This window comes from Sphingomonas fuzhouensis (assembly GCF_034659795.1).
Classification (GTDB): Bacteria; Pseudomonadota; Alphaproteobacteria; order Sphingomonadales; family Sphingomonadaceae; genus Sphingomonas; species Sphingomonas fuzhouensis.
Map to the genome: position 1 here is coordinate 181,531 of NZ_JAXSQY010000004.1, position 21,893 is coordinate 203,423.

Below are 21,893 nucleotides of genomic sequence, written 5' to 3' on the forward strand. Positions count from 1 at the left end.
GCGTGGCGCGGCTCTCGATCTTTCCGCTGGCGGGTGCGATCCTCTTTCCGGGGATGCCGCTGCCGCTGCATATCTTCGAGCCGCGCTATCAGGCGCTCGTCTCCGACGCGATGGCGCGCGATCGGCGGATCGGCATGGTCCAGCCCTCGGGCGAGGGGGACAAGCCCTCGCTCTACCAGATGGGCTGTGTCGGCCGCATCGCCGAGGTCGAGGCGATGGAGGATGGTCGCTACAATCTGGTGCTGGAGGGCGTGTCGCTGTTCCGCATCGTCCGCGAGCTGGAGGTGACGACGCCCTTCCGCCAGGTCGAGGCGGAGCTGCTGCCGGTGGTGGACGAGGATCTGCTGTCGCTCGGCCGCCGTGCCTCGCTGGAACAGGAATCGAAGCGTTTCGCCGATCTTCAGGGCTATGCGGTCGACTGGGACGCGGTCGGGCGGCTGGACGATGAAAGCCTGGTCAATGGCATCGCCCAGATCGCGCCGTTCGACGTGGCGGCGAAGCAGGCGCTGCTCGAAGCAGCGGACCTGGAACAGCGCGCCGAACTCATCATCCAGTTGATGCAATTTTTCGGACGCCATGACGGCGAGGATCGGGTGACGTTGCAATGAGCCTGGACCCATGGCTGCTCGAACGGCTGGTCTGCCCGGTGACGCGGCAACCCCTGCGCTATGACGAGGAGCGCCAAGAACTGGTGTCGGAGGCGGCGGGGCTGGCCTATCCCATCCGCGAGGGCGTGCCGGTGATGCTGGTCGAGGAAGCGCGGCAACTCTGACATCCTCCCCGCAAGCGGGGAGGATCGAAATCAGACCAATCGCCCGACCAACGCCACCAGCACGATGACCAGCGACGCGACGCTGGAATAAAAGGTCAGCGCAAAGCCGAAGCTGCGCGCCGCCGCACCGCGCGCATAATTGGACCAGAACAGCGTCCGCCCCACCGAGAACAGCGCGGCCAGCGCCGGGATCATCGTCCCCGATCCCTCGACCACCCAGGCCAGCGCGAGATAGGCCGGGATCGCCAGCACCACCTGCTCCAGCGTGTTGCGCAGCACTGCCTGCGCGATCGCGACTCGCGGCGAATCGGCGCTTCCTCCCGCCGCCGCATCGATATCGGCGGGCGACTCGAATCGTAGCGCCGCGACATGACCGATCGTCGCCGCCAGCCACAGCGCCGCGACCGTGGCCGCCGCCACCGCGCGCAGCACCCGGTCGGTCGGGGACAAGGGGCTCGCGACACTCCAGCTGACCACCAGGGTCAGCACGACCACCGCCAGCGCTGCCGCCATGCCGCGCGCGACGCCGCTCTGGCGGCGATCACGGACCGGGGCCCGTGCGGGACGGGTGGGATAGCCGGGATAATCAGGCCCAGGGATCATAGCTGCCGAAACTCCAGACATGGCCTTCCGGATCGCGCGCGGTATAGGCGCGGCCGCCATAGGGCTTGTCCTCGGGTGCCGCGAGGATCGTCGCACCCGCTGTCCGGGCGCGATTGGCATGATCGTCGACATCGGCAACGACCAGATACAGGTCCATCGTCACCCCGCCCGCCTGGCTCGGCGTCTTCGATCCCGCGATGGCGGCATGGGGTGTGAAGCGCGCGCTCGACACCATCACCATGCGGTCCTGCCACACCAGTTGCGCATGATGGATAACGGTCGGATCGTCCGGATCGGCAAAGACCGCCTGCCGCGCGAACCCGAAGGCCTCACATAGAAAATCGATGGCGCGCGGGGCATTCTCGTACCGCAGGCAGGGAATGATATCGTGCCGCATCGCCATCATACCGACATGGGTTAGACCATCACCCCCTGCAACAATCGGGGCAGCTGTCCGGTTTCGCCGCGCGCTTCGGCCATGAAGCGGTTCTTGAGCGGCGGGATATGGTTGATTGCGGTGATGCCCAGCCGCCGGACCGCGCTGGCGGTCTTGCCGGGCACGCCGAAGATGCGATTGAAGCTGTCGGTCGCCACCGACACCATCAGCGTGTCGAGACCACGCCATTGCTGATAGCGTTGCAGGAGCGCGGCGTCGCCCAAATCCATGCCGGTCCGCTTGCCCTCGACCAGCACTTCGACCAGCGCCGCGACGTCGCGATAGCCCAGATTCACCCCCTGGCCCGCGATCGGGTGGATACCATGCGCCGAGTCGCCGACCAGCACCAGCCGGTCGCCGGTCATCGTCGCGGCGCGGTGGAAGCCCAGCGGATAGGCCGAACGCGGGGAGGCGTGGGACAGGGTGCCTAAGAACCCGCCCATGCTCTTCTCCGCCTCGGCCAGGAAGGCGCGGTCGGACAGTTTCAGCATCCCGTTGCCATCGCGCCCCGACACCGACCAGACGATCGCCGAGCGATGCCCGACCTCGTCATCCGGCAAGGGCAGCAGCGCAAAGGGGCCAGTCGGGTAGAAGATTTCGAACGCAATATTTTCGTGAGAGGCTTCGTGGTGGAAGGCGCTGATGATCGCCTTATGGTCATAGGACCAGCGCGCCACCTTGATCCCCGCCGCGTCGCGCGTGGGCGACTGCCGCCCTTCCGCCGCGACCAGCAGGGGGGCGCGGACGGTGGTGCCGTCGCTCAAGACGGCGGTGACGCCCGCCGGGCCGCGTTCGACCGACAGCGCGCGGGTCTGCATGCGCAGGTCGACCAGCTCGGCCTCGTTCGCGGTCGCGTGGATCGCGCGGCGGAGCAGCTTGTTCTCGAACATCGTGCCCAGCGCGCCGTCATCGGCATCGGGAATGAAGTCGAGCGCGCCCGGCTCCAGCCCGTCGCTGACCCGGATATGCCGGATTTCGCAGCCTTGGCCCGCCAGCTTCGCGCCGATCCCGATCGCGTCCAGCATCCGCCAGCTGGCCGAGGCGACGGCGGAGGCGCGTCCGTCGAAACCGGGGGCCAGGATCACCGCCGGGTCGGCGGGATCGACGATGATCGAAGACAGGCCATGCGCGGCCAGCCCGACGCCCAAAGTCGCGCCGACCAGGCCGCCGCCGAGGATGATGACGTCGCTATCCATGTCCATGCTCCTAGACCCTCGCGGCGCGCCAAACAATCGCGGCGTGCCCAATGCCTTGACGTGGGAACCGTCAGAGGGGATGATATTTCCTGGGATTTTTCCCGGATTTTGCGACATTCCTGAAGGACAAGACCCATGGCCAGCCGCGCGCAGCCGGTTCTATGGCGCGAGACGGTGAAGGCGGGTGCGGTGCGCAGCGGCGCGCTGGTCACGGCGATCGCTCTTTTTGCCGTCACGCTGATGCTGGTGCTGGCGCTGGCCAGCTACCGGGCGAGCGACCCGGCGCTCAACACCGCCTCGGGCGCGGCGCCGGCCAATTGGGTCGGGCTGCCCGGCGCATGGATCGCCGATATCGCGCTGACCCTGTTCGGGCCCGCCGTCGCGCTGATCCTGCCGGTCGGGCCGATCATCGCGACCCGGCTGTGGCGCGATCGCCCGGCGGGGCGCTGGGTGCGGATGCTGCGCCAGGCGGTGATCGGCGTCGCGCTGATGGCGTGCGCCTTGTCCTTCGTCTCCGACTCGGCGGTGCTGGCGCTGCCCGCGGGCTGGGGCGGGGTGATCGGGCTGTCGGTGGCGGGCTTCGTCCGCTGGGCGCTGGGGTTCACCGGCCAGGCGGCGGTCGTCACCTGGGGATCGGCGGCGTTCGGCTTGGCCTTCGGGCTGGGCGGGGCCTATCTCTGGGGTCGCAGCCTCGAACTCGACATCGCCGAGCGCGGGCTGGCGCGGTTCCGCCGCCGTCGTGCATCGCGCGACGATGCCGAGGGGCTGCCCTGGGACGACGAGGACGAGTCGCTCTATGACGAGGAGGACGATGAAGAGCCGCTGACCCTGGCGCGCAAGGCCGTGCCGGTGCGCGAGGATCGCCCGGCCCCGGTCATCGCCGATCGCCAGGTCGCCCCCGCGCCCGCCCGGCCCAAGACCGCCGCCGACCGCGACGCGCCCTATCAGCTGCCCGGCCTCGACCTGCTGACGCCCGCGCCGCCCTCTTCGGCGGGGACGGTCGACAAGGCGGCGCTGGAGCGCAATGCGCGGTTGCTGGAAAATGTGCTCGACGATTTCCGCGTGCAGGGCGCGATCGTCGAGGTGCGTCCCGGACCCGTCGTCACCATGTACGAACTGGAGCCGGCACCCGGCATCAAGGCCAATCGTGTCATCGCGCTGGCCGACGATATCGCGCGCAACATGTCGGCGATCTCGGCGCGCGTCGCGGTGATCCCGGGGCGCAACGTCATCGGCATCGAACTGCCCAATGCCAAGCGCGAGATGGTGTCGCTGCACGAACTGGTCGCGTCGCAGAGTTTCGCCGACCAGGCCGCGCAGCTGCCGATCATCCTGGGCAAGAATATCGCGGGCGACTCGGTCGTCGCCGACCTGGCGCCGATGCCGCATCTGCTGGTCGCGGGTACGACGGGTTCGGGTAAGTCGGTGGGTCTCAACGGCATGATCCTGTCGCTGCTCTACCGGCTGACGCCCGAGCAGTGCCGGATGATCATGATCGACCCCAAGATGCTGGAACTGTCGATGTATGACGACATCCCGCATCTGCTGTCGCCGGTCGTCACCGATCCCGCCAAGGCGGTTCGCGCGCTGAAATGGGCGGTCGAGACGATGGAGGACCGCTATCGGCAAATGTCCTCGGTCGGCGTGCGCAGTCTGGCCAGCTTCAACGACAAGGTGCGCGCCGCCAAGGCGAAGGGCCAGCCTTTGGGCCGCAAGGTGCAGACCGGCTATCACCCCGAGACCGGTCAGCCGGTCTATGAGGAGGAAAAGCTCGAATACGAACCGCTGCCGCAGATCGTCGTGATCGTCGACGAGCTGGCCGACCTGATGATGACGGCGGGCAAGGAAGTCGAATTCCTGATCCAGCGCCTGGCGCAAAAGGCGCGCGCGGCGGGTATCCACCTGATCATGGCGACGCAGCGCCCCTCGGTCGACGTCATCACCGGCGTCATCAAGGCGAATTTGCCGACCCGTATCTCCTTCCACGTCACCTCGAAGATCGACAGCCGCACCATCCTGGGCGAGCAGGGGGCCGAACAGCTGCTCGGGCGCGGCGACATGCTCTACATGCCCGGCGGCAAGGGCATCGTGCGCGTCCATGGTCCCTTCGTCTCGGACGACGAGGTGCACCGGGTGGCCGATCACTGGCGGTCGCAGGGGACGCCCGATTACATCTCCTCGGTCACCGAGGAACCGGCGGAGAGCTTCGCGCTCGACGGCGCCCCCACCGGCGAGGATTCGGCGGAGGACCAGCAATATCGCGCGGCGATCCAGCTGGTGTGCGAGAGCCAGAAGGCCTCGACCTCCTGGCTCCAGCGGCAGCTCAGGATCGGCTACAACTCGGCGGCGCGGCTGATCGAGCGGATGGAAACCGACGGCATCGTCGGCCGCCCCGACCATGTCGGCCGCCGCGAAGTGCTGCGCGATACCGAGGGGCATCCGATCTAAGCCCAGCCCCTGGGCTGGCGCATCGCGATCAGCCCTTGGCGGGCTTCAGCGTCGCCGAATAGATATGCCAGCGCAGCTGTTCGGCCGTTGCGCCGGGTACGTCATTCACCCGGCGCAGGACATATTGGCCGACGAAGCGCTGTTGCTGGCCATTGTCCAGTTGCGCATCGACCGTCACCGGCACGGTGGCATAGATGGACCCCGCCGCGCCCTCGCTCGGCGGCATCGTGCCGATCGACACGCTGGTGGCGCGGGTATGGGCAAAGCCCTTCTGGAAATCGGCGAAGCGCTGGCCCGGCCGCCCGTCATTGCCCCACTGAATCCAGGCGGTGGCATAGTCATGCGCGTTGATCGCCGAATAATAGCGGCGGATCACATTGGCCGCCGCCGCGTCGCTTGTCGGATCGACCGAGCAACCAGCGGTCCTGGTGGCATCGTCCCCCATCAGAGCGCAGCTGCGTGCGATTTCATCCTCGATGATCGCGCAGCTATTGGTCGCGTTGCACGGCGGATGGGTGGCGGGCGAGACCGAGGTGCAGATCTTGACCAGCCGCTGCGCCGCCGCCTGTCCTCGCTCGGCCGAGCAGGACAGCACCGAGTCGGTTGCCGGTGCAGCGGGGGTCTTGATCGGCGCGGGCAGGCTGGCGCGCTGGGGGACGGCATCGGCGGGGGCCGGTGCCGAGGGGACGGGTGTCACCACGTTGCGTGCAGGCTCGCTATCGCTGCCGCCGCATGCGGTCAGCGGCAGGACCAAAACGCCCGCCATCCAGCGGGTCATCCGGGGTGCGGAACGAATCACGGGCAAGGCCTCCGGTAACGTTGATCCGGATCAACGCCTCGCGACCCCGCCCGGCTCCTCGGTTCGCCGCAATGCAAGCGGGGTCAGCGGGATAGCGCGATCAGTTGCGCCACGCTTTGCGTCTGGGTCTTCTGGAACACCGCCGCGCGGTGATCCTCGATCGTCTTGGGCGACAGGCCGAGCAGCCCGGCCATCGCCTTGTTGCCATGGCCCTGCACCATCAGGTCGAATACCTGCCGTTCGCGCGGCGACAATTCGCCCAGCCGCTGGGCCGTGGCGCGGCGGTCGATCGACCAGGCGACCCCTTCGCGCAGCGAGGCGCAGAGGCGCGCTTCGTCGATCGGCTTGTCCAGATAATCGACCCCGCCATGCAGGCGCACCGAGTCGACCGCATGGGCCGTGGTCGGCCAGGCGGTCATGAAAAGGACCGCGACATGCGGGTCGAGCGCACGCAGCCGATCGGCAACGTCGAAGCCATGCCACGCGCCCATCATTACGTCGGTGACCACCGCATGCGCGGTCATGCCCGGATAGGCGGCGAGCAGTGCGGCGGGCGCGATCGGCCGGATGGGGAAGGGAGAGCGGGTCGACGCCGTCATCGCATCCTGTCTGTACCCCATCCAGGACCGGCGGCATCCGGGAATTTCCCGGATGGACAGTCATTTATCCGTCCGCCGTCCGGCGGTGGGCAGGACTTAGATGGTGGGCGCTGTCGGTGCGGGGACGCCTTGGGGGACGGCCTGGGCGGTGGTCGTCTCGGGCGCTTCGGTGGGCGGGGTGCCGGGCATCGGCGTCGTCACGATCGGCGCAGGCGTGGCGGGCGGGGTGACGAGCGCGGCATTCTCGATCAGGTCGAGCGCCTGATGCGCGCGGACATAGCGCAATGCGTCCTGTTGCCAGCTTTGCGCGGCGGCGGCACCGGGCAGGCGGGCGACTTCGGCCCGTGCGGCCTCCACCAGACCGCCGTCGAGCAGGCTGCGCGCCCGCGCCAGTCGGCTGGCGGGGTTGGAGGACGGCGCGTTCGCCTCGCGAATGACGATCAGGCGTCCCAGTTCCTGGCGAAGCCCTTCCCACCAGCCGCCGCTGGCGTTGACGACCAGATCGGGGGCCAGCTTGTCGAGGCCCTGGCGCAGCGTCTCCAGCGTCACCGGCTGGCGCGCGCTGACGATCAGCACGGTGACCGCGCGCGGCTCGCTGCTGCCGAAGCGGGTGCGGAGCTGTTCCTCCAGATAGCCTAGCGGCTGGCCGCGATCGACCGCGCGGCGCGCGGCGGCGGCGACCAGGATCGATTCGGCGCGGCCCGCCTGTGCGCCTGCCGCCGTCGCATCGGTGGCAAGCGCGGCGGTACGCGCCTCCAGCGCGGCGAGCTGGGCGGCAAGCTGCGCCTCGCGCGTGGCGAGCGCCATGGGATCGGTGGCGGTGTGGGGCGTTTCCTTGGCGGTGCCGGTCGTACCGCCGGGCTTGGCGGTGACGGCTTGGGGCGTGGTGTTGCCCGCGCCGAACCAGGACAGGTTGCGCATCGCATAGGCCATCAGGACGAGCCCGGCGACAAAGGCGATGAGGACCAGCGCGAGGATCGCGCCCTTACGGGGGCCGCGCGACGGCGGTCGGTCGGAAGGCGCGAAATTGTTCATGCCCCGCTTATCCCCGTGGCGGCGGCTCCGGTCAACGCCCGCGCGGCGGCGACCATGGCATCGTCGCGCGGGGCCTCGGCGATGGCGACCGTGCGCCAGCCCGTACCTGCCGCCGCCGCCGTCTTGGCACTGATCGCGACCAGCGCGACGGTGGCGCGGGGCAGGCCGGTTCGATCCACCAGTTCGGCCAGCCGCGCGGCGGCGCGGGCGGAGTGAAGGAGGACGATCTGCCCCGCCAGCGCACCGATCGCGTCCGGCGCGACGGCCACGGCATCGGCGGCATAGACGATGCGGGTCGTCGCCCCCGTCTCCACCCGGTCGCGCCCCGCCAGATGGAGCAGCCGCGTATAGCCCTGCGCCTGGGCTCCAGCGACGACCGTGGCGGCATCGGCGGTGCCGGTCAGTATGACCGAAAGCCCGGCGTCCCGCGCCGCGGCGGCGGTGGCGGGGCCGACCGCGACGACCGGCTTGTGACGGATCGCGTCGAGCGCGGCTCCGGCCAGCCGGACCCCTTGCGCGCTGGTGAAAAGCAATGCGTCGAAGCTATCGGGTTCCGGCGCGGTCCAGTCGACCGCGTGCGCGGCGAACAGCGGCAGCGAGCGCGCTTCCAGTCCGGCCTCGCCCAGGGCGGCGATCGTCGCGGCATGGCCGGGTTCGGGCCGGACGACGACGATCGCCATCGCCGATTAGCCCCCGGCGAAGAGGCGGCGCACATCGGGGGCGGCGCGTTCGAGCAGGTCGGTCGCCAGCCGCGCGCCGAGTTCTTCATCGACCGCTCCCTCGACCCAGCCGTCGACCCGCGACGACCCGTCCTCGGCCAGCAATTCGGCGCGCAGGGTCAGCATTTCGCCCGCCAGCGCGGCGAGCGCGGCGACCGGGCTGTGGCAATCGGCCTGCAGGGCGGCGAGCAGCGACCGCTCCGCCATCACGCACGCATGGGTTTCGGCATGGTCGATCGAGGCGACCAGCATCGTGGCCGCCGCATCGTCGGCCCGAGTCTCGATCCCGACTGCCCCTTGGGCGGGGGCGGGCAGCATCTGGTCGGTCGGCACCGCATGGCCGACCGCGCGCCCCAGCCGGTCGAGCCCGGCGGCGGCGAGCAGGGTCGCGTCCACGTCGCCGTTCGCGACGGCGGCCAGGCGGGTGTCGACATTGCCGCGCAGCAGCGTGATGGTCAGGTCGGGCCGGTGCGACAGAAGCTGCGCACGGCGGCGCGGGCTGCTGGTGCCGACGACCGCGCCGGGCCGCAGCGCGGCGATGGTCTCCGCCCCGATCAGCCGGTCGCGGACATCGGCGCGCGGCAGCATCGCGGCGATGTGCAGCCAGTCGGGCCGGATCGTCTCGACATCCTTCATCGAATGGACCGAGGCGTCGATCTCACGGTCGTACAGCGCGCGGTCCAGTTCCTTGGTCCACAGCGCCTTGCCGCCGATCTCGGCCAGCGCGCGGTCCTGTACCCGGTCGCCGGTGGTCTTGATCGGCACGATCTCGATCGCGTCCTCGCTCCATCCTTGCGCATCGGCCAGTGCCGCGCGCACCATCTGCGCCTGGGTGAGGGCCAGCGGCGAACCGCGCGTACCGAGCCGAAAACGAACCATGTGTCCGCCTTTGCCGTAAACGCACCCCCTTCGACAAGTTGGCAACGGACGGGTATGGGGGGGACATGCTGATCCTGGGACTGGAATCCTCGTGCGACGAGACCGCCGCCGCGCTTGTCACCGATGATGGCCGCGTGCTGGCGCATCGTCTGCTGGGGCAGGAGGCGGCGCATGCCCCGTTCGGCGGCGTCGTCCCCGAAATCGCGGCGCGCGCGCATGTCGAGGCGATGGAGCCGCTGGTCGCCGCCGCCTTTGCCGATGCGGGGGTGACGCTGGCGGACGTGGACGCGATCGCGGCGACGGCAGGGCCGGGGCTGATCGGCGGGGTGATGGTCGGCCTCGTCACCGGCAAGGCGCTGGCCCATGCGGCGGGCAAGCCGTTGATCGCGGTCAACCATCTGGAGGGCCATGCCCTGTCGCCGCGCCTGTCGGATCGCGAGCTGGCCTATCCCTATCTGTTGCTGCTCGTCTCGGGCGGGCATTGCCAGTTGCTGCTGGTCGAGGGGGTCGGGCGCTATCGCCGGATGGCGACGACGATCGACGACGCGGCGGGCGAGGCGTTCGACAAGACCGCCAAGCTGCTGGGGCTCGGCTATCCCGGCGGTCCGCGTGTCGAGGCGGCGGCGCGGGCGGGCGATCCTTATGCGGTCCCGCTGCCCCGCCCGCTAAAGGGCGCGGCCGAGCCGCATTTCTCCTTTGCGGGCCTCAAGAGCGCGGTCGCGCGCGCGATCGGCCAGCATTCGCCCGAGGATATCGCCGCGTCGTTCCAACAGGCGGTGGTGGACTGCCTGCTCGACCGGACGCGTCGCGCCTTGGCGAATGTGCCGCCCGTCACCGCGCTGGTCGTCGCGGGCGGGGTCGCCGCGAACGGCGTGATCCGGGGCGCGCTGGAGGGACTGGCGGCCGAGCATGGGCTGCGCTTCGTCGCGCCGCCGCTATGGCTGTGCACCGACAATGCCGCGATGATCGCCTGGGCTGGCGTCGAGCGGTTCCGCGAAGGGCTGACCGATCCGCTCGACAGCCCGGCACGGGCGCGCTGGCCGCTCGATCCGGCGGCGGAAGCGGTGCGCGGCGCGGGGGTGAAGGCATGAAGATCGGGGTGATCGGCGCAGGCGCCTGGGGCACCGCGCTGGCGCAGGTGGCGGCGCATGGCGGCCGGTCGGTCCGGATCTGGGCACGCGATCCGGCGGTGGCCGAGGCGATCAACACCACCCATGCCAACCCGCTCTATCTGCCGAACATCGCGCTGTCGCCGAGCATCGAGGCGGTCAGCGACCCGGCGGCGATGGCCGAGATGGACGCGCTGCTGGTCGTGACGCCCGCGCAGGCGGTGGGCGCGGTGCTGGCGACGATGCCGGTGGGGACCAAGCCGCTCGTCCTATGTTCCAAGGGGATCGAGGCGGGGACGCGGCGGCTGGTCGGCGAGGTCGCGCGGGCGATCCACCCGCACGCGCCGATCGCGGTGCTGTCCGGCCCGACCTTCGCGCATGAGGTGGCGGCGGGGCTGCCGACGGCGGTGACGCTGGCCTGCGAAGAGCCGGACCTGCGCAAAGCCCTGTCCGCGCGCATCGCCGCGCCGCATTTCCGGCCCTATGCCACCGACGACGTGACCGGCGCCGAGATTGGCGGCGCGATCAAGAATGTCCTCGCCATTGGTTGTGGCGTGGTGGAGGGGGCAGGGCTGGGCCAGAATGCCCGCGCCGCCCTGATCGCGCGCGGTTTTGCCGAGATGACCCGTTTCGGTCTTGCCCGCGGTGGCCGGGCGGAGACACTGGCGGGCCTGTCGGGGCTGGGCGATCTGGTGCTGACCTGTTCGTCGACCGCCTCGCGCAATTTCTCGCTGGGGGTCGGACTGGGGCAGGGGCGCTCGGCGGCGGAGTTGCTGGCGGATCGGCGGACCGTGGCGGAAGGGGCCTTCACCGCCCCCGTTCTGCGTCAGGCCGCCACCGAGGTCGGGGTCGACATGCCGGTGTGCGAGGCGGTGTGCCGGTTGCTGGACGGCGCGGCCGTTGGCGAGGTGATCGGCGCGCTGCTGGCAAGGCCGCTCAAGGCCGAGGGGGCATAGGCTTAGCGCAGCACCTGCCGGGCCAGCGTACCGCAGGCCGCGTTCTGCGCCTTTGGCCCGGTGTCGCCGGTAATCGCCCGGCCGATCGACTTGAAGATATTGCCGACCGACTTCACCTCCTTGGGGATGACGAGGTCGGGCTTCTCCAGCGTACCCGATACCGTCGCCGCGCCCGCCAGCCGCAGCGTCGCGCCCTGCTTCGGCGCACCGGTCAGGCGCAGCGCCAGCCGCTCGTCGGGGAAGGTGATGGTGCCCGTCCCATCCAACCGGCTGCGGGAGGTGTCGACGATCAGCGGGTCGGCGCGGCCCGTGCCGTCCTTCATGTCCACGCCCAGGATCAGGCAGCGCAAGGTCGCCCGCCCGCTATCGCCCATGAACGCCGCGCCCGCATCGAAGCCCAGCGCCGCCGCATAGCGATCGGGCAGCGTCCCGTTGGCAACGACCAGCCCGATCCGTCCGTCCGAGCGTCCGACCGCCGCGCGCACCGTCTCGCCCATCCCCGTCAGCCTGGCGCGTGCCGCGACCTGGCCGGTGATCTGCGTTTCGCCCGACAGCGACAAGACGCTCGCGCCGCGCAGGCGCAGGTCGAGCGACAGGCGCGGAACCTTGGCCCCGTTCCGCTGGTCGACCACCGCCTGTCCCGTCACCATGCCTTCGCGCAAGGCCATGCGGATATCGCCGATGGTCAGCAACTGATGATCCATCGTCATCCGTCCCGACAGGCCGGTGATCGGCGAGGGGCCGTGCGCGCTGACCACCTGGCCGACCTTGAAGCGGATGGTGCCGTCGGTCGTATCGATCTTGCCGATATCGATCCGTGTATTGGGCACCAGCCGTGGGCCGATCCGGCGTTCCAGCGCGGCGGCCTCGGCCTGTCCCTCCGGTGAGGACAGATCGTCGAAATCGAGCTGTCGGGCGCTCACCTCGCCATCGAGCAGGGTGCGACCCGCCTTTTTATCCACGGTCAGATGCCCGCTCAGGTCGGAGCGGCTGATTCGCCCCTTCAGGTCGGTGATCGTCCAGCGGGGGCGGTCATGGCGGACATGCGCGGTCAGTTCGACCGCACGGGTCTGGAACAGCCCGGCCTCGATCACCGCGTCGATCCGCTTCAGATCGTCGGCGCGCGCCGTCAGGTCCAGCGTCATCGCATCGGTGTCGAGCGGCCGGTCCATCGTGCCGACCGCTTTCATGGTCAGCCGATCGCCGGTGATCGCGGCGGTAAAGGGCCAGCGGCCGGGCTTCACCGCCGCGCCGGTAAAGGCGATCCGCACCGGTGCGCCGCGTACCCGGCCTTCGCCCTCGGCCCGGACACCCTGGTCGGGATCGGCGGCGACCTTCAAGACCGCCTGCCGATCCTCCTTGGCGTCGCGATAGCTCACCACGCCGTCGGTGACGGTCAGCCCTTGCAGATCGGTGGCGCTGCCGCCCTCCGTCGGCGCGCCGGGGCGCGACCAGTTGGTGCGGCCCTCCTTGTCACGGACCAGCGCCAGCCGGAGACCCGACACGCGGATATCCTCAGGGACAAAGGCACCGCGCAGCAGCGGCCAGACCGAGAAGCGGATGTCCGCCTTTGCCACGCGCGCGAAATCGCCCTGTCCCGCCCAAACGGCCTGGGGGATCTTCAGATCCTCGACCGCGATGGTGGGATGAAAGCCGATGCTGTCGACCCGGTGGACCGATCCGATCGTTACCGGCCGCCCGAACCGCGCGGTCGCTTCGCGGCAGACAGCGCTGCGAAGGACGCCCCAGGGGAACACCGCCAGGATCAACAGGAAGAGCATCGGCAGCCCGATCAGCAACCCCGCCGCGACCCGCGTCCAGCGCGGCCATCCCCTTACCTGCATCATGAATGGGGGACGCGCGACCGGGGGCTTCGTTCCGCCTGCGTCAGGATCGCCGCGCACGATTGTTGCCCCAAGGGCCCGCGCGCCCTAGATATGGGTAAATCCGTCTTCGGGAGCTCCCTGCGTTGGTCCTCATCCTTCAGATTCTTCAGATACTGCTCAACGTCGTCTGGTGGATCATCATCGTGCAGGCGATCCTGTCCTGGCTGATCGCCTTCAACGTCATCAACACCTCGAACGACTTCATTCGGTCGGTCTGGTACGCGCTGCAAAAGATGACCGATCCGCTCTATCGCCCGATCCGGCGCATCCTGCCCGATTTCGGCGCGCTCGACCTGTCGCCGATGGTCGTGCTGCTGGCGGTCATCATTTTGGGCAAGATTCTGGACACCGCCATCGCCAATGCGATGTATGGGGGGGCGGTCGTCGTCGGCTGATGCCCGCCTGGACGGCCGATAAGGACGGTATCCGAATCGTGGTCCGGGTCACGCCGCGCGGTGGACGCGACGCGTTGACCGCCGGGACCGAGGAGCATTTCGCCGCGCGCCTGTCGGCGCCGCCGGTCGATGGTGCGGCCAATGCGGCGCTGATCCCGCTGGTCGCCAAGCATTTCGGCGTGCCCAAGCGCGCGGTGACGATCATCGCGGGCGAAACCGCCCGGCTGAAGCGCCTGCATATTACCGGAGACCCGCACATACTGGCGCGGTTGGCCCAGGCGCTTTATGGCGAGTGTCCATGAGCAGCGCCACGATCATCGACGGCAAGGCCTTCGCCGCCGCCCTCCGCACCCGCATCGCCACCCAGGTTGCCACGTTCCGCGAACAGGCGGGCCGCGCGCCCGGACTGGCGGTCGTGCTGGTCGGCGAGGACCCCGCCTCCAGCGTCTATGTCCGCTCCAAGGGCAAGGCGACGCGCGAGGCGGGCATGGAGAGCATCGAGCATCGCCTGCCCGTCGATACCGATCAGGCGACTCTGCTGGCGCTGGTCGAACAGCTGAACCAAGACCCCACCGTCGACGGTATCCTCGTCCAGCTGCCCTTGCCGGGTCAGATCGACGCACAGGCGGTGATCCAGGCGATCGACCCCGACAAGGATGTCGACGGCTTTCATCCGGTCAATGCCGGGCGACTGGCGACGGGCAGCGAGGGTTTCGTGCCCTGCACCCCGCTCGGCTGCCTGATGCTGCTGAAAAGCATCCACCCCAGCCTGTCGGGCATGGACGCGGTCGTCGTCGGCCGCTCCAACATCGTCGGCAAGCCGATGGCGCAGTTGCTGCTCGGCGAAAGCTGCACCGTGACCGTGGCGCACAGCCGCACGCGCAACCTGGCCGAAGTCGTCGGGCGCGCCGATATCGTCGTGGCGGCGGTCGGCGTGCCCGGCCTGGTCAAGGGCGAATGGATCAAGCCCGGCGCGAGCGTCATCGATGTCGGCATCAACCGCACCGAGACGGGGCTGGTCGGCGATGTCGAATATGACACGGCGGCCGAGCGCGCCGGGGCGATCACCCCGGTTCCCGGCGGCGTCGGCCCGATGACGATCGCGGTCCTGCTGCGCAACACGCTGGTTTCGGCCGGACGGCGCGAGGGCGTCGCGATCGACCAGACGGCGCTGTAAGGCCGTGCTCGAACTCTACATCTCCTCGCTGATCACCTTCTTCGTGGTGATCGATCCGCCGGGTTGTGCACCGATCTATGCGGGCCTCTCGGCGGGCGCGACGCCGCAGCATCGCCGCGCGATGGCGATCCGGGCGGTCATGGTCGCCTCGGTCATCCTGTTCGTCTTCGCGTTGTTCGGCGAGGCGCTGCTCCATGGTCTCGGCATCGAGATGGCGGCGTTCCGCATCGCGGGCGGCATCATGCTGTTCCTGATCGCGCTGGAAATGGTGTTCGAGAAACGGACCCAGCGTCGCGAGGACCGCGCCGCCAAGGTCGCCGACGATCCGCACGAGGCGGAGGATGTCTCGATCTTCCCGATGGCGATGCCGATGATCGCCGGGCCCGGCTCGATCGCGACCGTCATGCTGCTGATGAGCCGCAATTCGGGGCTGGAGGCCTCGATCGTCGTGCTGGGTGCGATGGTGTCGATCCTGCTGCTGACGCTGGTCGCGCTGCTGGCGGCGGGACCGCTGATGCGGCTGCTGGGCGCCAAGATCGAGGCGGTGATTACCCGCGTGCTGGGCGTGCTGCTGGCGGCGCTGGCGGTGCAGTTCGTGATCGACGGGGTGACCGCCAGTTTGCGATAACTTCTATTCCTCCCCTGTAAGGGGAGGGGGACCATGCGAAGCATGGTGGAGGGGTGTCGCCCTGACACCCCTCCGTCAGGGCTTCGCCCTGCCACCTCCCCTTGCAGGGGAGGAATTTCTTAGCTGATCCGGTACAACCTTAGCGGCGACCCCTTGGGCAGCGGCAGTGGGGTCAGCCAGTTCGGCGTCCAGCCGCGTGCCATCCGGTCATAGAACTCGCCCGGCGCCCGCGCGCGGTAGTTGGTCGACTCGGCCATGTCGGGGCAGATCAGCAGCAGCGTCGCGCCGTGCCGCTTCATGATCGCATGGGCCTGCGCCTCGCTGCCCTGGAAGGCGTGCTGCACGTCCAGGATCGCGTCGCCATTGCGGTGATACGGCCCCGCGATGGCGTCATGATGCGTCGTCACGATCAGCCGCGGCCCCAGATCGACGAAGGTGAAGACCGTCGCCTTGGGATAGGCATTCACCCGCGTCAGAACCGAGGTCCGCACGCATTGTCCGGTCGCGCGGTTGACGCGGTTCGCATAGGCACTCGGCTGGGTGGACGGCAGATAGTTGACGACCCAGCTTGCCGCGATGCCGGTCGGCACCAGCACCACCAGCACGATCGCGGGCACCCTGAGCAGCGGCGAGCGCAGCCGCACCAGCCAGGGCAGGATCATCCACAACAGCGCTGCGATGCCCGGCACCGCCAGCATCTGCGCCGCCGGGGCCGCGCGTGCCTGCCACAAGAGCATCAGGCAGGCGAAGGTCGTGAACAGCGCCACGGCCGTCCACCCGACCGTCCGCCGCCGCCACGCCGCGACGATCGCACCGATCATCCCGATCACCGGCATGATCGCCATGGGCAGCGCGACGCGAAGCGGATGCTTGTAGATCGGCTTGGCCTCGCGGACATTGTTCAGCCAGTTGCGCTGCAATTCGGGGCTGACCTGTTCCGGGCGGGTCAGGCATTGCGGGAACAGGCTGGCGAAACCGCCCGCGATCGCCGCGCCCGCGACCACCGCCAGGCCAAGGCGCGCGCCCCGCGACGCCGGATTGATCCGCGCCAGCACGAACAGCAGCGCCCCCGCCGCGACCGTCACGGACAGCCAGACCGGGGTCAGCGCATCGCAGCGCATCGCATAATTGGCGTTGGAGGCAAACGCCGCGAACCCCGCCGCGCTGCCGCCGCCCAGGGTCAGCGCATAGACCGCCAGCCGCTCCGCCTCCGCCCGGTCCCAGACCCAGCGCAGGGTCAGGATCGCCCCGGCCATCGCGGCATAGGGCAGCATCTCCAGCCCGATCGCCAGCGATACCGCGCTGGCGAGGCCGACCAGTGCACCGCCGCGCTTGGCTTCTGGGTCGCACAGCCCTGCGACGGTGACCGCCAGCATCGCCAGCTGCCACCCATGATGGTCAATACGCATCGGCATGTACATCAGCAGCGTGGCATGGGCGCATAGCAGCAGCGCGAGTCCCAGCGGCCAGCTCCACACCGCGATCAGCCGCCGCAGCGTCACCGCCAGCGCGGTCATGGTGATCGACAGCGGGATCAGCGGCGCGAGACCACAGGCGAGTCGCTCGGCCCAGGCAGGCGTGGTGAACAGGCGGAAGAACAGGATCAGCCCCGCGATGGGCAGGTCGACGATGCGGCTCCAATGGATGTCGAAGCCGACCGGCGGGTTCATCCGATACTGGCGCAGATCATACCAGCTCTGGCCCGCCATCCAGGCGCGGACCTGCATCAACCGCATATTGTCGTCGGTGTCGCCCAGCGACCACCAGCGTATCTGGCCCCAGCGGTCATATATGTACCAGGCGGTGATCGCGGCCCACGCCACCAGCACCCAGCGTTGCCAGTTGCGGTCGATCTCACGCTGCAGACGTTCCAAAGACGCTTCCCTCATACCCGCCCGCAGCCTAAGGCGCAGGACCTGGGGCTGCTCTATCGCGGGCGGCGCAAAGGGCAAGGTCGGGGGTATGGCGACTCTTCAGCATCAGATCGATCGATGGCGGTCCAGCGGGATGCTGGGCCAGATCATCCGGTTCGGCATTGCAGGGGGCCTGTCGACGGTCGTCTATTCGGCGGTCTATCTGCCGCTGACGTCCTGGGTCCTGCCGCACGACAAGGCCGTGCTGGCGGTGCCGCCTGCGTTCCTTGTGGCGGTAATCTTCGGCTTCTTCCTGCACAGCGCGTGGAGCTTTCGCGGGCACGGCACCCGCGACTCCAGTGGCAAGCAGCATCTGAAATTCCTCGTCGTCCAGGGCTTCGGCCTGGCGCTCAATGCGCTGTTCACCTGGATCGTGACGGGGCTTTTGCATCAACAACCCTGGGTCGCGCTGATCCCGGTGGTCACGATCACGCCGATCGCGACCTTCGCGCTCAACCGCCAATGGGTCTTCGGATAAGTTCATGGACCGTATCGTTTACGACCGCATGGCCGCGCATGATTCCACCCATTGGTGGTATCGCGCCCGCCGCGACATCCTGGCCGATTATCTGACCCGCTATGGCAAGCTGCCGAAGGACGCGCGTATCCTGGAGATCGGCTGCGGCACCGGGCACAATCTGCCGATGCTGGCGAGCTTCGGCACGGTCGATGCGATCGAGATCGATCCGGCCGCGCGCGAAATCGCGTCCGCCCGGCTGGGCAAGCCGGTCGGCGATGCGCCGCTCCCCGAACTGCCGGGGATCGCGCGCGGCGCGTACGACCTGATCGCGGTGCTCGACGTGGTCGAGCATATCGAGGACGATGTCGCCGCGCTCGCCGCGATGAAGTCGTGCCTGAAGCCGGGCGGCAAGATCCTGATCGCGGTTCCGGCGCATCAGTGGATGTGGTCGGCGCATGACGTGGTGAACCATCATCATCGCCGCTATTCCAAGGGGACGTTGGCGTCGGCGATCGAGAAGGCGGGGCTGAAACCCCGCAAGCTCGGCTATTTCAACTCGCTGCTCTTCCCGCTGGCGGCCGCCGCGCGCATCGCCGGGCGGATCACGGGGCGCGACGACAGCGACGACTCGCCGCCGCCCGCGCCGCTCAACAAGACGTTCGAGGCGATCTTCCGGTTGGAGCGGCATCTGGTCGGCCGTGTGCCGCTGACCCCCGGCGTGTCGATCGTGACGCTGGCCGAGCCGGTCTGAGCGCGTAATCCGGGTTCCGCTTCCCCGCGTCGCGCTTTAGGGACGCGCCATGCTGGACTTTCATCGCGCCGATCTGGCCCGGCTGGCCGCGCGGGACCGGTTGCGGGTCCTGGCCCCGCAGACGGGCAGGGATTTCGCCTCCAACGACTATCTCGGGCTGGCGAACAGTCCGCGCCTCGCCGCCGCGATGGCGCAGGCGGTGGAGGAAGGGGTGCCGGTCGGTTCGGGCGGATCGCGGCTGCTGCGCGGCAACCATGTCGAGCATGAGGCGCTGGAGGCGGAGGCAGCCGCCTTTTTCGGCGCGCAGGCCAGCCTTTATTTCTCGTCCGGCTATACCGCCAATGTCGCGATCCTGGCGACCTTGCCGCAGCGAGGCGACCTGATCGTCCATGACGCGCTGGTCCATGCCAGCATGCATGAGGGGATGACGCTGTCGCGCGCCGTATCGATCGCGGCGACGCACAACGACCCGGCGGCGTTCGAGGACGCGATCCGGGCGTGGCGGGCACAGGGCGGCAAGGGCACGGTCTGGATCGCGGTCGAAAGCCTCTATTCGATGGATGGCGACACCGCGCCGCTCGCCGAACTGATGGCGGTGGCCGAGCGACATGACGCAATGCTGATCGTCGACGAGGCGCATGCGACCGGCGTCTTCGGCGACCGGGGGCAGGGCCTCGCCACACCGGGCGAGCGGGTCATCACCCTCCACACCTGCGGCAAGGCGCTGGGGTGCGAGGGCGCGCTGGTCGTCGGGCCGCGCGTCGTGCGCGACTATCTGGTCAATCGCGGGCGCGGCTTCATCTTCTCGACCGCGCCGTCGCCGCTGATGGCGCGCGGCGTGCGTGAGAGCCTGCATATCCTGGCCGACGAGCCCGAGCGGCGGGCCGCGCTGCACGAGCGGATCGCACTGGCGGGTGAGCGGCTGGCACCCCATGGCACGCTGGCGAACGGCACGCCGATCATGCCGCTGATCCTGCACGACAATGGCCGCACCATGCGCGCCGCCGGAGCGTTGCAGGCGCGCGGGTTCGACATTCGCGGCATCCGCCCGCCGACGGTCGCGGTCGGTAGCGCGCGGTTGCGGCTGTCCATCACGTTGAACGTCGAGGCGGCGGACATCGTCGCGCTCGACCAGGCGTTGCAGGAGGTTCTGGCATGAGCGCCGTCATCGTCACCGGCACCGATACCGAAATCGGCAAGACCGTCTTTTCCGCCGCGCTGACCGGCGCGCTTGGAGCAAGCTATTGGAAGCCGGTCCAGGCCGGCACCGATGACGAGGGGCATGGCGATGCCGAAACGGTGGCGCGGCTCAGTGGGCGCCCGGTCCTGCCCTCCGCCTATCGCCTGACGACGCCCTGTTCGCCGCATCGCGCCGCCGAGATTGACGGGGTGACGATCGACCTGGCGCGCCTCGCCTTGCCGCAGGTCGACGGGCCGCTGGTGACCGAGGGGGCGGGGGGCGTGCTGGTGCCCGTCACGCGGCAGTTGCTGTTCGCCGATCTGTTCGCGCATTGGGGACGGCCGGTGGTGCTCGTCGCGCGGACCGGGCTGGGGACGATCAACCACAGCCTGTTGTCGATCGAGGCGCTGCGGTCGCGCGACGTGCCGATCCTCGGCATCGCATTCGTCGGCGATTCGGTCGAGGATAGCGAGGCGACCATCGCCGCGATCGGCGGGGCCAAGCGGCTCGGCCGCCTGCCGCGCCTGCCTGACCTGAATCGCGAGACGCTGGCGGGGGCGTTCGCCGCGAACTTCGACATCGGGGATTTCCGATGACCTCGCCCGTCTGGCACCCCTTCACCCAGCATGGCCTGGGCGAGCCGATCCCCAAGGTCGCCTCGGCCAGCGGCGCGGTCCTGACCACCGTCGACGGGCGCGAGGTCATCGATGCCATCTCCAGCTGGTGGGTGACGACGCACGGTCACAACCATCCGCGCATCAGCGCCGCCATCGCGGACCAGGCGGGCAAGCTCGACCAGATCATCTTCGCGGGCTGGACCCATGAACCCGCCGAAGCGGTCGCCGCCGAACTGGTCCGGATCACCCCGCCCGCCCTGACGCGGGTGTTCTTCTCCGATTCGGGTTCGACCGCGGTCGAGGTCGCGTTGAAGATGGCGCTGGGATACTGGCTCAACCGGGGCGCGCCGCGTCACCGCATCCTTGTCCTCGAACATAGCTATCATGGCGACACGATCGGCGCGATGTCGGTGGGCGCGCGGGGCGTGTACAACCGCGCCTATGCGCCGCTGCTCTTCAATGTCGGCACCATTCCCTTTCCCAGCGACATACAAGCGACGCTCGATGCGCTGGAGGCGGAATGCCGGGCGGGCGCGGCGGCGTTCATCGTCGAACCCTTGGTGCTCGGCGCGGGGGGCATGTTGCTCTACGCGCCCGAGACGCTGGCCGCGATTCGCGAGATTTGCGCGAGCTACGGCGTGTTGTTCATCGCCGATGAGGTGATGACCGGCTGGGGCCGCACCGGCACGCTCTTCGCCTGCGAACAGGCGGGGGTGGTGCCCGACATTCTCTGCCTGTCCAAGGGGTTGACCGGCGGCGCGGTGCCGCTGGCGGTGACGCTGGCCACCGAGCCGATCTTTCAGGCGCATTGGTCGCAGACCGATCGGTCCAGACAGTTCTTCCACTCGTCCAGCTATACCGCCAACCCCATCGCCTGCGCGGCGGCGGCGGCCAATCTGGCGATCTGGCGCGACGAGCCGGTGCAGGCGCGGATCGATACGCTGGCGGCGGCGCAGGCGGCGCATCTGGCCACGGTGGCAAGCGAACCGTCGGTCCACAGTCCTCGCCAGCTCGGCACCATCGCCGCGTTCGAGCTGGGCGCGGGGCAGGACTATCTGTCCGACCTGGCCCCCCGGCTGCTCGCGCATTTCCGCGAGGCCGATCTGCTCGTCCGGCCGATGGGCAACACCATCTATGTCATGCCACCTTATTCCATCACGCCGGAACAGCTCGGTACAGTCTGGACCGGTATCCGCGAGGCGATCGACCGCTTCGGGCGTTGATCCCTATTCCTCCCCTGCAAGGGGAGGTGTCGCGCGCAGCGTGACGGGGGGTGTCCCCACTATCGAGAGCGCGATACCCCTCCGTCAGGGCTTCGCCCTGCCACCTCCCCTT

The 21,893-nt window shown here is 69.2% G+C and carries 24 protein-coding genes; 14 read left to right on the top strand and 10 right to left on the bottom strand.

All coding sequences use genetic code 11. The features are described from left to right. The first annotated feature begins 2 nt into the window (after positions 1–2). Both U1H82_RS10840 and U1H82_RS10845 read left to right on the top strand, forming a co-directional pair. Positions 3–608 (top strand): LON peptidase substrate-binding domain-containing protein, encoded by a 606-nt coding sequence (locus U1H82_RS10840; protein ID WP_375339517.1) that lies wholly within the window; start codon positions 3–5, stop codon positions 606–608. Then, positions 605–772, top strand: coding sequence for a Trm112 family protein (locus tag U1H82_RS10845; protein ID WP_322964933.1), 168 nt, complete (start codon positions 605–607; stop codon positions 770–772). Before U1H82_RS10840 ends, U1H82_RS10845 begins: the two co-directional genes overlap by 4 nt. A gap of 30 nt (positions 773–802) precedes the next feature. Here U1H82_RS10845 and U1H82_RS10850 read toward each other — a convergent pair whose 3' ends face one another. From U1H82_RS10850 to U1H82_RS10860, 3 genes are read right to left on the bottom strand one after another with little or no spacing between them, the layout of a single operon-like run. Continuing rightward, on the bottom strand, positions 803–1,375 hold the full coding sequence (locus U1H82_RS10850; RefSeq protein ID WP_322964934.1) for an MAPEG family protein: 573 nt from the start codon (positions 1,373–1,375) through the stop codon (positions 803–805). Further along, positions 1,359–1,772: a VOC family protein gene (locus tag U1H82_RS10855; RefSeq protein WP_322965081.1), complete on the bottom strand. Its 414-nt coding sequence runs from the start codon at positions 1,770–1,772 to the stop codon at positions 1,359–1,361. The genes U1H82_RS10850 and U1H82_RS10855 overlap by 17 nt, the downstream gene beginning before the upstream one ends. A gap of 20 nt (positions 1,773–1,792) precedes the next feature. After that, on the bottom strand, positions 1,793–3,007 hold the full coding sequence (locus U1H82_RS10860) for a UbiH/UbiF/VisC/COQ6 family ubiquinone biosynthesis hydroxylase (RefSeq protein WP_322964935.1): 1,215 nt from the start codon (positions 3,005–3,007) through the stop codon (positions 1,793–1,795). A gap of 135 nt (positions 3,008–3,142) precedes the next feature. On the opposite strand from U1H82_RS10860, the gene U1H82_RS10865 reads away from it, so the two are divergent. After that, positions 3,143–5,455, top strand: coding sequence for a DNA translocase FtsK (locus U1H82_RS10865; protein ID WP_322964936.1), 2,313 nt, complete (start codon positions 3,143–3,145; stop codon positions 5,453–5,455). 28 nt (positions 5,456–5,483) lie between these two features. Here U1H82_RS10865 and U1H82_RS10870 read toward each other — a convergent pair whose 3' ends face one another. From U1H82_RS10870 to hemC, 5 genes are all read right to left on the bottom strand, one after another. Further along, positions 5,484–6,254, bottom strand: a complete 771-nt coding sequence (locus tag U1H82_RS10870; protein ID WP_322964937.1) for a hypothetical protein — start codon at positions 6,252–6,254, stop codon at positions 5,484–5,486. A gap of 83 nt (positions 6,255–6,337) precedes the next feature. After that, entirely contained in the window at positions 6,338–6,853 is a 516-nt protein-coding gene (locus tag U1H82_RS10875) for a response regulator transcription factor (protein WP_322964938.1), read from the bottom strand. Between the two features lie 96 nt (positions 6,854–6,949). Next, a complete protein-coding gene (locus U1H82_RS10880; RefSeq protein ID WP_322964939.1) occupies positions 6,950–7,888 on the bottom strand; it encodes a hypothetical protein in 939 nt (312 codons plus the stop codon). Then, positions 7,885–8,568, bottom strand: a complete 684-nt coding sequence (locus U1H82_RS10885) for a uroporphyrinogen-III synthase (protein WP_322964940.1) — start codon at positions 8,566–8,568, stop codon at positions 7,885–7,887. The genes U1H82_RS10880 and U1H82_RS10885 overlap by 4 nt, the downstream gene beginning before the upstream one ends. Before the next feature lie 6 nt (positions 8,569–8,574). Continuing rightward, a complete protein-coding gene (gene hemC / locus U1H82_RS10890; protein WP_322964941.1) occupies positions 8,575–9,486 on the bottom strand; it encodes a hydroxymethylbilane synthase in 912 nt (303 codons plus the stop codon). Between the two features lie 65 nt (positions 9,487–9,551). Here hemC and tsaD point away from each other — a divergent pair, with 65 nt between their 5' ends. After that, complete coding sequence (gene tsaD, locus U1H82_RS10895) at positions 9,552–10,577, top strand: tRNA (adenosine(37)-N6)-threonylcarbamoyltransferase complex transferase subunit TsaD (protein WP_322964942.1); 1,026 nt, start codon at positions 9,552–9,554, stop codon at positions 10,575–10,577. Then, the gene (locus U1H82_RS10900) at positions 10,574–11,551 is read left to right on the top strand and encodes an NAD(P)H-dependent glycerol-3-phosphate dehydrogenase (RefSeq protein ID WP_322964943.1); all 978 of its coding nucleotides are present in this window, start codon (positions 10,574–10,576) and stop codon (positions 11,549–11,551) included. Before tsaD ends, U1H82_RS10900 begins: the two co-directional genes overlap by 4 nt. Before the next feature lie 2 nt (positions 11,552–11,553). Here the strand turns inward: U1H82_RS10900 and U1H82_RS10905 are convergent, their stop codons facing one another. Further along, the gene (locus U1H82_RS10905) at positions 11,554–13,398 is read right to left on the bottom strand and encodes an AsmA family protein (RefSeq protein WP_322964944.1); all 1,845 of its coding nucleotides are present in this window, start codon (positions 13,396–13,398) and stop codon (positions 11,554–11,556) included. A gap of 122 nt (positions 13,399–13,520) precedes the next feature. Between U1H82_RS10905 and U1H82_RS10910 the strand changes: the two genes are divergently transcribed. From U1H82_RS10910 to U1H82_RS10925, 4 genes are read left to right on the top strand one after another with little or no spacing between them, the layout of a single operon-like run. Then, positions 13,521–13,832, top strand: a complete 312-nt coding sequence (locus U1H82_RS10910) for a YggT family protein (RefSeq protein ID WP_056438920.1) — start codon at positions 13,521–13,523, stop codon at positions 13,830–13,832. Then, positions 13,832–14,134, top strand: coding sequence for a DUF167 domain-containing protein (locus U1H82_RS10915; RefSeq protein WP_322964945.1), 303 nt, complete (start codon positions 13,832–13,834; stop codon positions 14,132–14,134). The genes U1H82_RS10910 and U1H82_RS10915 overlap by 1 nt, the downstream gene beginning before the upstream one ends. Then, positions 14,131–15,009, top strand: a complete 879-nt coding sequence (gene folD / locus U1H82_RS10920; RefSeq protein ID WP_322964946.1) for a bifunctional methylenetetrahydrofolate dehydrogenase/methenyltetrahydrofolate cyclohydrolase FolD — start codon at positions 14,131–14,133, stop codon at positions 15,007–15,009. The genes U1H82_RS10915 and folD overlap by 4 nt, the downstream gene beginning before the upstream one ends. A gap of 4 nt (positions 15,010–15,013) precedes the next feature. Beyond that, a complete protein-coding gene (locus tag U1H82_RS10925; RefSeq protein ID WP_322964947.1) occupies positions 15,014–15,637 on the top strand; it encodes a MarC family protein in 624 nt (207 codons plus the stop codon). A 119-nt stretch (positions 15,638–15,756) separates the two neighbouring features. On the opposite strand, the gene U1H82_RS10930 is transcribed toward U1H82_RS10925, so the two are convergent. Then, positions 15,757–17,526, bottom strand: a complete 1,770-nt coding sequence (locus U1H82_RS10930; protein ID WP_322964948.1) for an AcrB/AcrD/AcrF family protein — start codon at positions 17,524–17,526, stop codon at positions 15,757–15,759. A 73-nt stretch (positions 17,527–17,599) separates the two neighbouring features. Between U1H82_RS10930 and U1H82_RS10935 the strand changes: the two genes are divergently transcribed. From U1H82_RS10935 to U1H82_RS10955, 5 genes are read left to right on the top strand one after another with little or no spacing between them, the layout of a single operon-like run. Then, the gene (locus tag U1H82_RS10935) at positions 17,600–18,028 is read left to right on the top strand and encodes a GtrA family protein (protein WP_322964949.1); all 429 of its coding nucleotides are present in this window, start codon (positions 17,600–17,602) and stop codon (positions 18,026–18,028) included. Between the two features lie 4 nt (positions 18,029–18,032). Further along, entirely contained in the window at positions 18,033–18,761 is a 729-nt protein-coding gene (locus tag U1H82_RS10940; protein ID WP_322964950.1) for a class I SAM-dependent methyltransferase, read from the top strand. Between the two features lie 49 nt (positions 18,762–18,810). Then, positions 18,811–19,920 carry an 8-amino-7-oxononanoate synthase gene (locus U1H82_RS10945; RefSeq protein WP_322964951.1) on the top strand — a complete coding sequence of 370 codons (1,110 nt, stop codon included), beginning with the start codon at positions 18,811–18,813 and terminating at the stop codon, positions 19,918–19,920. Then, on the top strand, positions 19,917–20,537 hold the full coding sequence (gene bioD / locus U1H82_RS10950; RefSeq protein ID WP_322964952.1) for a dethiobiotin synthase: 621 nt from the start codon (positions 19,917–19,919) through the stop codon (positions 20,535–20,537). Before U1H82_RS10945 ends, bioD begins: the two co-directional genes overlap by 4 nt. Continuing rightward, a complete protein-coding gene (locus tag U1H82_RS10955; RefSeq protein ID WP_322964953.1) occupies positions 20,534–21,781 on the top strand; it encodes an adenosylmethionine--8-amino-7-oxononanoate transaminase in 1,248 nt (415 codons plus the stop codon). Before bioD ends, U1H82_RS10955 begins: the two co-directional genes overlap by 4 nt. Positions 21,782–21,893: the final 112 nt, after the last annotated feature.